This window comes from Amycolatopsis sp. lyj-84 (genome assembly GCF_046549075.1).
Classification (GTDB): Bacteria; Actinomycetota; Actinomycetes; order Mycobacteriales; family Pseudonocardiaceae; genus Amycolatopsis.
In genome coordinates, this window is the sequence record NZ_JAJPWO010000002.1 from 425,449 (window position 1) to 439,253 (window position 13,805).

Consider the following 13,805-nt stretch of genomic DNA (forward strand, 5'->3'; position numbering starts at 1 on the left):
CGCCGTCCCTTTAGAGCGTGTCCGACGCGGCCGCGCGCAACGTCCCGCCGCCGTTGGCGACCGAGACGACGTTCAGCGCGAGCAGATCGTCGAAGGCCGCGTCGGCGGCGAGTTCGCGCACCTGCACCTGATAGCGCGGTGTCGTGCGGTAGGTCCCGCCCTGTTCCCCGCTGACCTGGACGAGAAAACCTTGATCAGCGAGGAAGCGCAGAGCACGCGCGACCATGCCGCGGGTGGTGTCCGACGCCAGCCTGCCGTCCTTGGTCGCCGCGGCGGCGGGACGCCGGGCGTAGGCGCGCCAGGCCTGTTCGAGTTCGGGCGCGTCGGCCAGCGGATCGTTGTTCGACTCGGCTTCGGCCGCGCGCTCGTCGAGGATCCGGCACGCCTCACGCACCATCGCGTCCACCTGCTCGACGCTGACGCGGCCGATGTAGGTGTCGTTGGCGAGGTCGTCCGGGCGCGGGTAGCCGAGCGCGGCGGTGGCGAGGTGGATGAGCCCGTGCAGGACCTTTTCGGTCTCGCGGCGCTCACGGATCTTGCTCTGCCGCGCGTAGCTGTCCATCTTGATCTCGAAGACGGACTCGTCGGTCGCCGCCAGCACGGCACCGGCCTGGAGGTTGACCTCCAGCACCATCAGCCCGAGCCCGGCCGCGACGGCATGCGTGAGCTGTTTGAACGCCCTGTCCTCGCCGTAGCGCCGGACGAGATCGCCGTAGACGACGTCCCGCGACGGCAACTGCTTCGGGCGCATGCCGAACGAGACGAGCCGGGCCGCGTTTTCGACGTCCCCTGTAGAAAACCCCGTCGTCACGCGACCTCCTCCTCTTCCTGGTCTTCACGATCGACCCTGGCCGACGAAAGCAGCAGATCCGCTCCGCCGAACTCGGGGTCTTCGAGCAAAGTTCCGTCGTCGACGGCCAGCAACACCTGGCGTTCCCCCAGCCGGAGCGCGGCGCCGACCTCGGGACTGTAGGCGTGCACCGCCCGCAACGCGACCAGGGCGGGCAGCCTCGGATCGATCTGGCGCGCCTCTTCGAGCAGCCCGGACAGTCTTCGCGGCACCTCGGGCAGGTCGAGCAGGTCGTCGGCGAGGCGCCACTGCTCGTCGCCGAACTTGTCGGTGACGTCGGCGGGCATCAGCTCGGGTTCGGGGATCTCGCCGACGAGCTGGTCGCGTTCCGGTGCCGGCCGCAGCAGCAGCGACACCAGCGAGGACAGCGACGGCACGGTCGGCGGGGAGATCCCGGCCCCGGCGTGGAAGAACGACTCGGCGGGCGCGACGGCGTCGGCGATCGGCAGGCCCAGCGTCGGCATCAGAAGCTGGCCGAACAGGTCGATCGTCGCGCGCTGCGGCGGCCCGGAGAACTGCTGGCGGTCCTGCTCGGCGCGGAAGACCGCCCCGGCGTCGGCGAGCCGTGACTGCAACCTGGTGTGGCGGCGGATGCAGTCGCCGACGATGTCGACGAGTTCGGCGGCTCGGCGTTTGCGGTCGAGGTCCTCGGTCTCGTCGCGGGACGCGGTGATGTTCTTGAGGATCGCGTTCTCGGCGCGGAAGCGGGACTCGATATGGGACAACGCCTGGTCGAGCAGGTCCGGGACCTCGCGCTCCCAGTCGACCGCGCGCACGTCGCGCCGGGTGGCGTCGAGCTTCGCGCGCAGCGTCTCGCCGTACTGGACGGTGCGGTAGCGAGCCTGTTCGGCGGCGAGCTTCGCGTCGGCGAGGCGGCCGCGGTTGATCAGGTTCTCGAGTTTGACCTCGGCCGCGATCTGGGCGGATTCGACATCGGTGTCCAGCGCGCCGACGAGCACGTTGATCGCCTCGTCGGTGGCGCGCAGGTAGACCTCGCCGTCGGGCGCGGCCAGCTCGACGAGCAGCTTGAAGTCGAACTGCCGCCGCTGGTAGCCGCCACCCGGGCCGATCGAGCCGTAGACCCGGCGGAACCCGCGATCGGTGGTGCCGACGTTGATCAGGTTGTCGAGCACCCAGCGCGCGACCTTGGCGTGCTCGTCCGGCGTCCGGCCCGGCGCCTGGAGCGCGACGAACGGCAGGAGCCGCACGATCACCTGTTCGTGGTCGGCGCCGGTGTCGAAGTCCATCGACACGGTGACCTGGTCGATCGTGTGCAGCGCGATCTCGGCCATCTGGTAGATCGTGGCGTCCGCCCAGTCCAGCTTCGCCTTGCGCGCGTCGAGGTCGTGCAAGGGCGCGGTGCAGGCCAGCGCCTTGAGGCGGCGGGTCAGCCCCTCGTCGGCCAGCCCCATCCCGGTCAGCTCGTCGTCTCGCACAGCAGGCCAGGTTAGTCGCCGCCCCCGTGACCCCGCTCGGGTGACCGGGCGGAGCTCAGGTGTGGATGTAGGACTGGATCAGGATCGAGGGCTCGGTGCCCCCGCGATGCTGCAGAATCGTGCGGTCGCCACCGGCGCAGTCCCGCCCGGCGTAGCCCCAGTGCCGTTCCGCGCTGCGGTTCGCCATCGACCTCGCGGGGAAGGGCAGCGGGACGCACTGGCGGCCGTCCCCGGCCCAGTCGGGCGGAAGCTGCACCTTGGCCCCGCGGTAGCCGGGTTCCGGCCAGAAACAGAGGAAGCCCTCCGCGCACTCCGGAGCGACGACGGCCGCCGGAACCGGGCTGGAGCGGTCCGTGGACAGCACGAGCACGACGGACGCGGCGGCGAGCACGGCGGCCACCGCCGAGCCCACCCGGATCGCGCGTCTTCGCCATGGCCGGGCAGGCGGGCTCGCCGCCACCTCGCTTCGGATCCGTTCGAACTCCTCGAACAGTTCCGGCTTCCCGCACCCTCGCAGATAGCAACGCAGCTGCCCGGCTGTCGGCAGCAGGCCGTTCTCGATGTTGGACACCCGTTGCCGGGTCAGCGCGTCCTGGCCGAGCACCGACCGTTTGGCGACGCATTCCTGTGTGAGTTTTCCGCGCACCTCGCGCAGTCGTGCGCCGAAGTCCTTCGCCGTGACGACGGCGTCATTCCCCGATGTGGACATGGTCCACCCCCTCCCCACCGACCAGTCTGACGCATCCGGCCACGGTGTCGCGGGACAAACCGGGACACGGCGCGACACCGTTTTCCCTGTTCAGAGGGCCTTCCCGGCTGCTGTCGTGGAGGTGTCGGACAACCGATCAGGGAGGAATTCACCATGAAACGTTCACTCGTTCCGGTGGCCGCGGCCGCCGCATTGCTCATCTCTGGCGTGGGATGGACGCCGGCTTCGGCGTCGGAAGAGGGCAACTGCACCCCGGTCGTGAACTGGTGCGGCGGGGTCTTCAACGACACCCCGCGCGTCGTCACGGTGTCCAAGAACTTCAACGGCCAGATCTACACCGACACCACGCCGCTGAGCGCGGGCGGCCGGACCGGCGCGCGCACCGACATCGACGGCGTCCGGATCCCGGTGGGCTGCACCGCGCATCTGCGCACCATCGTCAACCGGTGGGGCGGTGAGGACTACGACGGCGGGGCGGCGTACGGGTCGGGCACCTGGCATCGCATCCACGACGACGAGGTCGTCAAGATCACCCGGCTCAGCTGCCGGTAGCCGGGCCGGGACGCTGCCCGGCGACCGGGGGTCCGGGCAGCGTCCACCCCCGGGTGACCGGGGCTGCTCGCCACCGCGCGCCCCGGTAGCGTCTGATCCATGCGTGAAATGAGCCGGGACGAATGGTGGGACTTCGCGAGCCGGGGCACCCGCACGGGCATGCTCGGCCTGGTCCGCGCCAACGGGGCGCCGATCGTGACGCCCGTGTGGTTCCTGCTGAACGAGGGACCCGACGGGGACGAGCTGATCTTCACCACCGGCACGGACACCCTCAAGGGGAAGGCGCTGCGGCGCGACCCGCGGCTCTCGCTCGCCGTCGACGATCAGAAGCCGCCGTACTCGTATGTGCAGTTCACCGCCGAGGCGGTCTTGCACCACGACTACGACGAGATGCTCGAATGGGCGACCAGGCTCGGTGGCCGGTACATGGGCGAGGACCAGGCCGAGGCCTACGGCAAGCGCAACGCGGTGCCCGAAGAGTCCTTGGTACGGGCCAAAATCGTGAAGGTGATCGCGCGGGCGGACATCGCCGGCTGACGCCACCTTCTCTTCTCCGCGTTCAGTCCTCTGGATGCGGTACTTGCGTGACGCAACTACCGCATCCAGAGGACTAAACGCGTTCAAAGGGTGTCGCCGTCCCGCTGACCGCGACGCCGGGCATCACGTTCCGTGAGTGTCTTCGTCGACTATTGACACGAAGCACCCGCTGGTGTGTGATCTGAACCATAGATAGGAAAGTTTCCTAACTAAAACTCCCACTCCCCACCGGGCCCGCCCGGTCCGCCGTTGCACCCTCCCGACCCGACTTCACGCATGGAGGCTCCAGTGGCACCCCGACCACCGTGGCGCGCGCTTCTCACGTGTGCCGCCGCGACGGCGATGACCTTCGCCGTCCTGCCGGCTCTGCCCGCCGGCGCGGCACCGACCGAGCACGAATCCGAACTCGCGACCATCTCCCAAGGCGCCGTCGAAGCGAACCACGCGGGCTATTCCGGCACCGGGTTCGTGAACTTCGACAATGTCGCCGGCAGCTATGTCGAGTACACGGTGAACGCCGCGCAGGCCGGAACCCAGACGCTGACTTTCCGCTACGCCAACGGAACCACGGTCGACAGGCCGGTCTCGCTGAGTGTCAACGGCACCTCCTCCGGAACGCTTTCCTTCCCCGGCACCGGCGCGTGGACCACCTGGAAAACCGTCACCAAGGACGTCACGCTGGCCGCCGGGGCCAACAAGATCCGCACCACCTCGACGACCGCCAACGGCGGGCCCAACGCGGACAAGCTCACCGCGAGCGGAGTGCTCGACGCGGAAGCGCCGACCCCGCCGAAGAACCTGGCCGCCAAGGACGTCAAGGCCCGCAGCGCCACCTTCACCTGGGAAGCCGCGACCGACAACGTCGGCGTGGTCCGCTACGACGTCATGCGCGGCGGCAACGTCCTCAAGACCGTCGACGGGAACACGCTCACCACGACCGTCGACAACCTGCAGCCGAACACGGCCTACGACATCTCGGTCGGCGCCTTCGACGCGGCCGGGAACCCTTCGCAGCAAAGCAATGTCGTGCAGTTCACGACACCGTCCAGCGGGGACACCACACCGCCCACCGCGCCGGGCAACCTGCGCTCGACGTCGGTGACCGCGAACAGTGTCTCCTTGGCGTGGAACGCTTCCAGCGACAACAGCGGCACGATCGCGGGCTACGACGTCTATCAGGGCACGACGAAGGTCGCGACGACACCTTCGCTCGAAGCGACGATCACCGGGCTGACGGCGAACACGTCGTACACGTTCACGGTGAAGGCGCGTGACCTCGACGGCAACGCCTCCGGCGCGAGTAACGCGCTGACCGCGAAGACGAGCGGGAACGCGGGCGGCGGGATTCCCGAGTACGACAAGGACATCACGAAGGCCGACCTCGCCTGGTCCGTCGACTTCCTGCCGGACGGTACGGCGCTGGCGACCGAACGGGACCGGTTCGAGATCCTGCGGATCACCCCGTCGGGCCAGAAGACCACGGTGGGCAAGGTTCCCGGCGCTGTCGGCACCAACGGCGAGGGCGGGCTGCTCGGCATCGCGATCTCGCCGAACTACGCCACCGATCACGCGATCTACCTCTACCACACGGCTTCCGGTGACAACCGGATCGTGAAGATGACCTACGACAACGGGACGCTGTCCTCGACGTCGACGCCGGTGCTCACCGGGATCGCGAAGAACCGTTACCACAACGGCGGACGGATCCGCTTCGGCCCGGACGGCAAGCTCTACGTCACCGCGGGCGACGGGCAGAACAAGGACACCGCGCAGAACAAGGGTTCGCTCAACGGGAAGATCCTGCGGGTCAACCCCGACGGTTCGGCGCCGGGCGACAACCCGTTCTTCTCCACCGGCGGCAACGCCCGGTACGTCTGGAGCTTCGGGCACCGCAACCCGCAGGGCCTCGCATGGGATTCCCGCGGCCAGCTGTGGGCCTCGGAGTTCGGCGACGGCAAGCTGGACGAGCTCAACCTGATCCAGAAGGGCGGCAACTTCGGCTGGCCCCAGTGCGAAGGCACCGACGGCTCCTGCGGAGGCACTGTCGCGCCGAAGAAGACCTGGCCGACCAGTTCCGGCGGGCCGAGCGGGATCGAGATCGTCAACGACTGGGTCTACGTCGCGGCCGTCACCAGCGAGCAGCTCTTCGCCACCCAGATCAACGCGGCGGGCACCGGCGTCGGCCCGGTGCAGTCGCTGTTCTCCGGCCGCTGGGGCAGGCTCCGCTCGGTCACCAAGACCCCGGACGGTGGCCTGTGGGTCACCTCGACCAACGCGGACAAGAACGGCGGCACGCCGAGCGGGATCGACAACGTGGTGGTGCGGTTGAAGTTCCCCGGTTCCTCGCAGCCGGGAGCGTTCAAGCTGGCCAGTTCCGCGTTCGCCGACAACGCGTCCATCCCGGCCAAGTACACCTGCGCCGGCGACGGCACCGCGGGCCAGGACACCTCCCCGCCGCTGGCGTGGGGTGCCGGGACCACCGGCGCCAAGGGGTACGCCGTCGTCTTCGCCGACGTGGCCAGCAACGGCAACAAACTGCACTGGGCGATCTGGGACGTCCCGGCGTCGGCCACGTCGCTCCCGGAAGGGCTGGGCTCGGGCTTCGCCGTGCCGAACCAGAACGGCGCCAAGCAGAAGGCCATGGGCAGCGGGGCGAACGCGCAGAAGTACTTCGGCCCCTGCCCCGGCGGCTCCAGCCATCCCTACACGTTCACGCTCTACACGCTGAACACGGCGACGGTGCCGGGCCTTACCTCGTCCTCGACGATGGCGCAGATCGAGACGGCGATCAAGAACGCCTCGACGGCCAACGTCAAACTGCGCGGCAATTCCAACGCCGCGTCCTGAGTCGCGGGCGGGGTGTCCGGAGCGGCGCCGGACACCCCGCCCGTATCCACCAACGCAGGGAATCGCCACCTCGTCCGGGATTTCCCGGCGGGGTGGCGTTTTCGTGGGAAACAACCTCGTTGACGCGGCGTCAGCGGACCGGCAGGATCATGGTCAAGCAGGCTGTCCTGGTCGGGGCCCAGTTGAGACACCTGCGGCGAACTGGGGAGAAGAATGCGTAACCTGAAGCGATTCCTCGTGTCCATGACCGTCCTCGCCGGATTCTCGGCGCTGTTCAGCGCGCCCGCCGCCCAGGCGGACGAGCGCGTCGATCTCGGTCAGCTGTCGCTGCGTCCCGCGAACGTCCGCGGTGCCGGTTTCAGCGCGCAGCAGCAGGCGTACCTGCTCGGCCCGGCTTCCGACGAGAGCCGCTGCCTGGACGCGGATCTGGGCACCATCAACGGCAACGGCACCAAGATCCAGCTCTGGACCTGCATCATCAACCCGGACAACACCATTCCGGCCAACCAGGCGTGGTACATCACCCAGATCCCGGAGGGGCACTACCGCTTCCAGAACGTCCACAACGGACGCTACCTGGACGCCGACCTCGGCTCGATCAACCGCAACGGCACCAAGATCCAGCTCTGGGACTACATGGCGGGCGGCTCGAACCAGTGGTTCACCGTGACCGAGAACCCCGAGGGCTTCCTGCGCCTGCAGAACGTGCGCAGCGGCCGCTACCTCGACTCCGATCTCGGCACGGCGGGCCGTGACGGCGGCGTCGTGCAGCTGTGGGACTACGTCGCGGGTGCCAAGAACCAGTGGTGGTTCTGATCGGTTCACCGAACCCGTGAGTTCCTGATGTCCGGGTCCTTCACCGGCCGCTAGGCTTCGGCCGGTGAAGGACTGGACGTTCTGCCCTCGCTGCGGCGAGCGGACGCGGCTCGCCGGGCACGGCCAGGAGACCCGCGCCGAATGCCCCGCCTGCGGCTTCACCAAGTACGACAACCCGCTGCCGACCACGGTCGGCCTCATCCTCGACGGCGACCGGATCCTGTTACTGCGCCGGGAACACGAGCCCGAAAAGGGCAGCTGGGACACCGTCGGCGGCTTCCTCTCCGGCGCCGAGAGCGCCGAACAGAACCTGGTCCGCGAAGGACTCGAAGAAATCGGCTGCGAACTCGTGAACCTCCGGTTCGCCGGGTCGTACCCGTCGGTCTACGGCGACACCGGATGGCGGACCATCGGGCTCGCCTTCACCTGCGAACTCCCGCCGGACGCGGAAATTGTCTTGTCGGAAGAGAACTCCGAGTACGCCTGGTTCCCGCTGACCGACCGCCCGCCGCTCGCCTTCACCGACTGCGAGGCCGCGGTTTCGGCGCTCACCAGCCGAACAGATTCCGCATGATCCGCGAACACCGCTCGGTCATCGCCGCGGCGTCCTGATCCGGCTGCTCGATCCACCAGCTGATCAGCGAATCGACCACCCCCGTCCACACCTGGGCGATCGCCTCGATGTCGCGTTCGTCGTCCAGCCCGCGCGAGCGCATCAGCTGGGCCGCGCCGATCAGGGCGAACCCGTCGAGCCGGTAGCGGTAGTCGACCGCGACCCCGGCGATTTCCCCGGTCGACGGCACCGTCGGGTCACGGAGCAGCTTCCACGCGTACCGGTCGTTGTCGAACGTCTCGAAGATGGCCGAGAGCACCGCGAGCGGCATCCGCTCCGGTGGCTCCCCCTCCGCCGCCATCGTCTCGGCGACCCCTTCGGTCAGCCTGTCCCCAGCCCGGTGCAGGCAGGCGAGATACAGCCCGTCCTTCGAGCCGAAGTACTGGTACAGCAAGGGTTTCGTGACACCGACCCGGCGGGCGATCTCCACCATCGACGCCCCGGCGTACCCGTTCTTGCCGAACTCCTCCGTACCGGCGCGCACGATCTGCGTCTCCCGCTCTTCGCGGGGCATGCCCTTTGTGCCGACGGCCCTTGCTTCTGTCACGGCGGTTATCTTACCCTGAGGTAAATGACCCTAGGGTAAGTTACCTGAAGGTCAGATCTCGACGGCGAGACTGGAAGAGGGTGCGGTGCGGTGGCGGATTTTCTGGCCCATCTGAGTGACCCGGTGCTGATGGCGACACCGGTGTTCCTGCTGTTCGTCGCGATCGAGATCCTCGCACTGCATGTGCTGGGCCACGACGACAACGTCATCGGCTACAGCGTCAAGGACACCCGGACCAGCATGTCCATGGGCGCGGTGGCGGTCGTGATCAACGGCGTCTTCCGCATCGCGATGCTGTTCGTGTTCGCCGCGCTCTACGAACTGGCGCCGGTGAAGTTCAGCCCGCACGACTGGTGGACCTGGGTCTTGATGCTGCTGGGCCAGGAGATCGTCTTCTACGCCTACCACCGGGCGAGCCACCGCGTCCGGATCATGTGGGCGGGCCACCAGGTGCACCATTCGAGTGAGCACTACAACTTCTCGACGGCGCTGCGGCAGAAGTGGACCCCGTACTTCCAGCTGCCGTTCTGGTCGATCCTGGCCCTCGCCGGCATCCCGCCGTGGATGATCCTCACCGGCCTGTCGATCGACCTCGTCTACCAGTTCTTCGTGCACACCGAGAAGATCCGGAAGCTGCCGCGCTGGTTCGAGTACGTGTTCAACACTCCTTCACACCATCGTGTGCACCACGGCAGCGACCAGGAATACCTGGACGCGAACTACGGCGGCATCCTGATCATCTGGGACCGGATGTTCGGCAGCTTCGTCCCCGAGGGCAGGCGGCCGACCTACGGGCTGACCAAGAACGTCGAGTCCCACAACCTGCTCAAGGTCGGCTTCCACGAGTACGGCTCGATCCTGCGTGACGTCCGCGCGGCCGGATCGTGGCGGGACAAACTCGGCTACGTGTTCGGCCCTCCGGGCTGGCAGCCCGCTGAGGCCAGGGCGGTGAGCGTCTAGGCCAGCGCCGCGGAAAGGACTTCGCCGGTCCGGCGTTTCGCCAGATAGAACGCCGCCTCGTGCGGTTTCGCCCCGTTGTCGACGGTGTATCCGCTGTCCAGGACACCGTCGGCACCAGGGAACAGCGGCGTGAGGTCCGGACGCGCGGCGACGAGGTCGTCCCGGTCGGCCAGGTTCACCCAGCGCGCGACGCCGGGCGGGACGGACGGCGGCTGCGGGCGGGTCCGCTCGTAGACCACCGTGCGCAGCCCGAGCGGCGAGCCCAGGGTGAGCAGCAACGGCAGCGGGCGGCCGTGCAGATGGGCGGCCTCGTACGCGACGACGGAACCGAGCGAATGCCCGATGATCGCCTCGGTCTCCGGGCCGAGGTGCTCGGCGACCCGTTCCTGCACGCGTTTCCGGATCGTCTCGTCGGTGAGATACAGCGTCACCTGCCTGAGCGCCTTCACCACGACACGTTCGGCGAACGCCACCCCGAGCTTCGCGAACGGCCGCAGCCGGACCAGCGCGTTCAGCACCGGCCGCGCCGCCGCACGCACACCTTGGTACTCCTCGGAGGTTCCGCCCAGTCGCGCCAGTTCGGCCTTCGCCCTGTCCCGATCCGTCTCTCTGGACGCCGAAAACGCCGCATTCCGCAGCCATTCCCCCGCCAGGGCCTCGGCGAGCCACCACTCTTCGGCGGTCAGTTCGTCATCGCCGCCCTGCTGACCGTCGCGGAGGAAAAGGTCGCCGTAGAAGGCCATCCGCGCCTCACCGGGCCGGGCGTCGCGCCACAGGGTGTCGGCCAGCGCGGGGTCGCCGGCGAGCCGGACACCGCCCGCGAGACTCGGCAGCCATTCCGCCTCGAGGGTGTCCGCGGACTTCTGTTCCTGGGCGATGCCGTGCACCAGAACGATCCGAGCCATGCGACCAGTATCGCCGAAGTGCTTGCCGGTGCACCGCCGATGCGACAAGGTGATCTCCGTGGGAGAGCGGAGATCGTTGGTCGTCGCGTCGCAATGCGATTCGCTGAACCTTCTTTCCTTCCTCCCCGACGTCGGACGCGAGGTCTCGGCGGCGTTGCGGGATCCCGGGATCGGCGGTTGTGTCCCCGCGCTCGCGGACGGCCGCGGCCTGCTCGTCGACCCGACGATGGTCGAACTCGACGACGCACTGGTCGAGGCGTTCGAACGCGCGTCGGAGGACGAGGCGACGCTTTTCCTGTCGCTCGTCGGGCACGGCGAATACGCCGACGACGACTTCTACTTCCTCACCAAGGAAACCAGTCTGCCGGTGGACAGCCGGAAGTCGTTCCTGTTCGCCCAGCGGATCAAGGAACTGCTCGGCCGTTACTCCACGCTCGACGGCCTGGTCATCCTCCTCGACACGTGTCACGCGGGCATCGGCGCGATCCAGGCGGGCAGGCGATGGCTGCGGATCGTCGGCGAAGCGGGCAGGCGGTTCGACCTGCTCACCGCGTCCGACGATCGCGTGGCGGCCAACGGCTGCTTCAGCCGCTCGCTGGTCACCGTGCTGCGCTCGGGGCACACGAGTTTCGGCGAGCACGTCCGCTGCGCGGATCTCAAGCGGGTCATCACCGGCCTGTGCCCGGCGCAGACCGCCGTCCACCTCGGATTCGACGGCACCCGCGAGGTGATCGGCGCCGATCAGGGACTGTGGCTCGCGCTCAACTCCTCCCCCGCGTGGCGCCGTTCGCCGCTGGCGGGCAATCCCGCGGCGCCCGACATCGAACGGCTGACCGCGGACTACCAGCAGAATCCGAAACTCGGGGAGACCGTCGGGCATCTGCTCACCGGAGCCCGCCTGGTCACGATCGCCGGGGGCGCCGGTGCGGGGAAGTCGGCCATGCTGGCCGCGCTCGCCCGGCCGTCCGTGGCCGGATCCTATGTGCCGCCGGACTTCCTGCACGCCGTCCTGTTCGCCGCCCGCGGGCAGACCGCGGAACGGATCGCGCGGGAACTGGCCCGCCAGCTCGAGCACACGGTCCCGTGGTTCGCCGAATCCCGTGAGAAGTTCCTGAGCACCCTCGATGACAACACACGGAGCGGCGCAAGCGCTTTCGATCTGGCGATCCTCGGCCCGCTGAAGACGATCACTCCACAGTGGACCGCCAGCCCGGTGCGGATCGCGGTGGACGGCCTGGACGATCTCGACCCCGACGTCGCCTCGCGCCTGACCGGCCTCCTGCGGAGCCTGTCCACCGATCCGGAGTTGCCGTGGGTCAAGACGGTGGTGGCGACGCGGACCCCGGAGGACCTTCCGGCCGCGACCGTGGTCCGCCTGATCCCCTTGCCCGCCCCGCATCCGGTGATCCGGCCGTCGGACCGGCCCGAACCGAGACCGGCACGCGAGATCCCGGCCCAACGGGGAGGCGACTCGCCGACTTCGCCGAGACTCACCCCCGCGACGCTGATCGCCGACGTCCCCGGCAAGGCTCCCGTCCACCACGAACTCTCCTACGGGTTCACGACACTCGGCCGCAGCCGTCGCGCCACACTGCACCTCGGCGACTCGCGCGTTTCCCGGATGCACTGCGAAATCCGCTGGGACGGCACGACCGCGTGGCTGACCGACCTCGATTCCGCCAACGGCACCTTCGTCAACAAGCGGCGGGTCCTGAACGCCGAGCTGGCGCACCGCGACGTGGTCCGGCTCGGCGACTCGACGGTCACCTTCATCAGCGTCGGCCAGGAGGAGCAGTGGCCGGAGGCCGATGAGGACACCGGCTCGCTGCCCGCACCCAGGCCGGAGCGGGCGGTCCTGCTGGACCTGCTGTACCTCGCGGCCGACCGCGGCCCGATCCCGATCTCGATCCTGACCAAGGCGAGCGCCGAGAGCGGCGGCCCGGCCAGGGCGGTGCACGTCCGCGACGTCCTCGCCGGTCTCGGCACCGAGGTCCGCCGCACGCAGGCCGGTCTGCCGGCCGAGACCGTCCTGTGGACCGGTCCCCTGCCCGACGTGACGCCCCGTCTGCATGCCCGGCTGGCGGGCGCGACCGCGGACGTGGAACCGGCGGCCGGGGACGAGGAGCCGACGTTGGAACAGGCGTATGCGGCCACCAACGAGGCCGAGTTCCTGTGGCTCGCCGGGCTGCACGAGGACGCGCTCACCTCGCTGGAGCGGCGGGTGTCCGGGATCCCGGTGGAGAACCGGGAGAGCTGGGCGGCGTGGGCTCGGCGGGCGGAACGGGAACTCGGGGAGACGCACCGGATCACCTTGCGGTGCAAGGCACGGCACGCGACCTGGACGGGCAAGGCGGGTGACCTGACAGGGGCGCTCGCGCGGTTCGAGGACCTGTTGCCTGTCGCCGTCGAAGCGATGGGCGCGGGCGACGAAGACGTACTGAGCCTCCGCAACAACGTCGGTCATCTGCTGGGCGAGCTAGGCCGCCCGGAGGATTCGCGCACCACTTTCGAGACCTTGGTCCAGGACGCGACAGGCGCGCTGGGCCCGAGTCACCGGGAGACGATCCATGCCGGGCATCTCCTCGCCGTGGCGACCGGCAAGACCGGCGATGGCGCGGAAGCTCTGCGCTTGAGCCGGGAGCTGTTGCCACGGGCGAAGAACGCGTTGGGCGATGACGTGATCGTGATGCACGTCCGGCACAACATCGCCTTCTGGAGCGCACTGACCGAGGACGCGCCTGAAGCGGTGCTGGAGTACGGACAGCTGCTGGCCGAAGCGCGGGAACGGCTGGGCGACCGGCATCCCGACGTCCTCGACCTCCGATTCGGCCAGGCGCTGGTTCGCGCCAAAGCCGGTCAGATCACCGAAGCGCTCTCGGAGTGGGCGTTGCTCCTCGACGACTCACTCGAGGTCCGGGGCGAACGGCATCCGGCGACGGAGAAAATCCGGGAACAGCTCGCTCACTGGCGCCCACGAGAGCCTTGAGCCCGCATTTAGTCCTCTAGTTGCGGTCGATGCACACGCATCTATCG

General features: G+C 68.8%; 12 protein-coding genes. 7 read left to right on the forward strand and 5 right to left on the reverse strand.

The annotated features are described in order from the left end of the window. Positions 1–10 precede the first annotated feature (10 nt). The 3 genes from ACLJRM_RS06975 to ACLJRM_RS06985 form a co-directional block, all read right to left on the reverse strand. On the reverse strand, positions 11–751 hold the full coding sequence (locus ACLJRM_RS06975; RefSeq protein WP_101613082.1) for a hypothetical protein: 741 nt from the start codon (positions 749–751) through the stop codon (positions 11–13). 56 nt (positions 752–807) lie between these two features. After that, a complete protein-coding gene (locus tag ACLJRM_RS06980) occupies positions 808–2,262 on the reverse strand; it encodes a hypothetical protein (RefSeq protein WP_101613081.1) in 1,455 nt (484 codons plus the stop codon). Between the two features lie 79 nt (positions 2,263–2,341). Continuing rightward, complete coding sequence (locus tag ACLJRM_RS06985; protein WP_410662599.1) at positions 2,342–2,995, reverse strand: peptidase inhibitor family I36 protein; 654 nt, start codon at positions 2,993–2,995, stop codon at positions 2,342–2,344. A 153-nt stretch (positions 2,996–3,148) separates the two neighbouring features. On the opposite strand from ACLJRM_RS06985, the gene ACLJRM_RS06990 reads away from it, so the two are divergent. From ACLJRM_RS06990 to ACLJRM_RS07010, 5 genes are all read left to right on the forward strand, one after another. Continuing rightward, the gene (locus ACLJRM_RS06990) at positions 3,149–3,547 is read left to right on the forward strand and encodes a hypothetical protein (protein WP_410662600.1); all 399 of its coding nucleotides are present in this window, start codon (positions 3,149–3,151) and stop codon (positions 3,545–3,547) included. A gap of 99 nt (positions 3,548–3,646) precedes the next feature. Next, positions 3,647–4,084 (forward strand): PPOX class F420-dependent oxidoreductase, encoded by a 438-nt coding sequence (locus ACLJRM_RS06995; protein WP_101606766.1) that lies wholly within the window; start codon positions 3,647–3,649, stop codon positions 4,082–4,084. Between the two features lie 342 nt (positions 4,085–4,426). Further along, positions 4,427–6,931: a PQQ-dependent sugar dehydrogenase gene (locus ACLJRM_RS07000; protein WP_410662846.1), complete on the forward strand. Its 2,505-nt coding sequence runs from the start codon at positions 4,427–4,429 to the stop codon at positions 6,929–6,931. Positions 6,932–7,144: 213 nt separating this feature from the next. After that, the gene (locus ACLJRM_RS07005; RefSeq protein WP_168214281.1) at positions 7,145–7,747 is read left to right on the forward strand and encodes an RICIN domain-containing protein; all 603 of its coding nucleotides are present in this window, start codon (positions 7,145–7,147) and stop codon (positions 7,745–7,747) included. Positions 7,748–7,811: 64 nt separating this feature from the next. Then, positions 7,812–8,321 carry an NUDIX domain-containing protein gene (locus tag ACLJRM_RS07010; RefSeq protein ID WP_101606764.1) on the forward strand — a complete coding sequence of 170 codons (510 nt, stop codon included), beginning with the start codon at positions 7,812–7,814 and terminating at the stop codon, positions 8,319–8,321. On the opposite strand, the gene ACLJRM_RS07015 is transcribed toward ACLJRM_RS07010, so the two are convergent. Next, complete coding sequence (locus tag ACLJRM_RS07015; protein WP_410605708.1) at positions 8,296–8,907, reverse strand: TetR/AcrR family transcriptional regulator; 612 nt, start codon at positions 8,905–8,907, stop codon at positions 8,296–8,298. The two genes, ACLJRM_RS07010 and ACLJRM_RS07015, sit on opposite strands and share 26 nt — an antisense overlap. Positions 8,908–8,997: 90 nt before the next feature. Between ACLJRM_RS07015 and ACLJRM_RS07020 the strand changes: the two genes are divergently transcribed. Next, a complete protein-coding gene (locus ACLJRM_RS07020) occupies positions 8,998–9,867 on the forward strand; it encodes a sterol desaturase family protein (protein WP_101606762.1) in 870 nt (289 codons plus the stop codon). Here ACLJRM_RS07020 and ACLJRM_RS07025 read toward each other — a convergent pair. Beyond that, positions 9,864–10,772: a hypothetical protein gene (locus ACLJRM_RS07025; RefSeq protein WP_410662601.1), complete on the reverse strand. Its 909-nt coding sequence runs from the start codon at positions 10,770–10,772 to the stop codon at positions 9,864–9,866. The genes ACLJRM_RS07020 and ACLJRM_RS07025 overlap by 4 nt on opposite strands. Before the next feature lie 58 nt (positions 10,773–10,830). Here ACLJRM_RS07025 and ACLJRM_RS07030 point away from each other — a divergent pair, with 58 nt between their 5' ends. Continuing rightward, complete coding sequence (locus ACLJRM_RS07030; RefSeq protein WP_410662602.1) at positions 10,831–13,758, forward strand: FHA domain-containing protein; 2,928 nt, start codon at positions 10,831–10,833, stop codon at positions 13,756–13,758. The last annotated feature ends 47 nt before the right edge of the window (positions 13,759–13,805 follow it).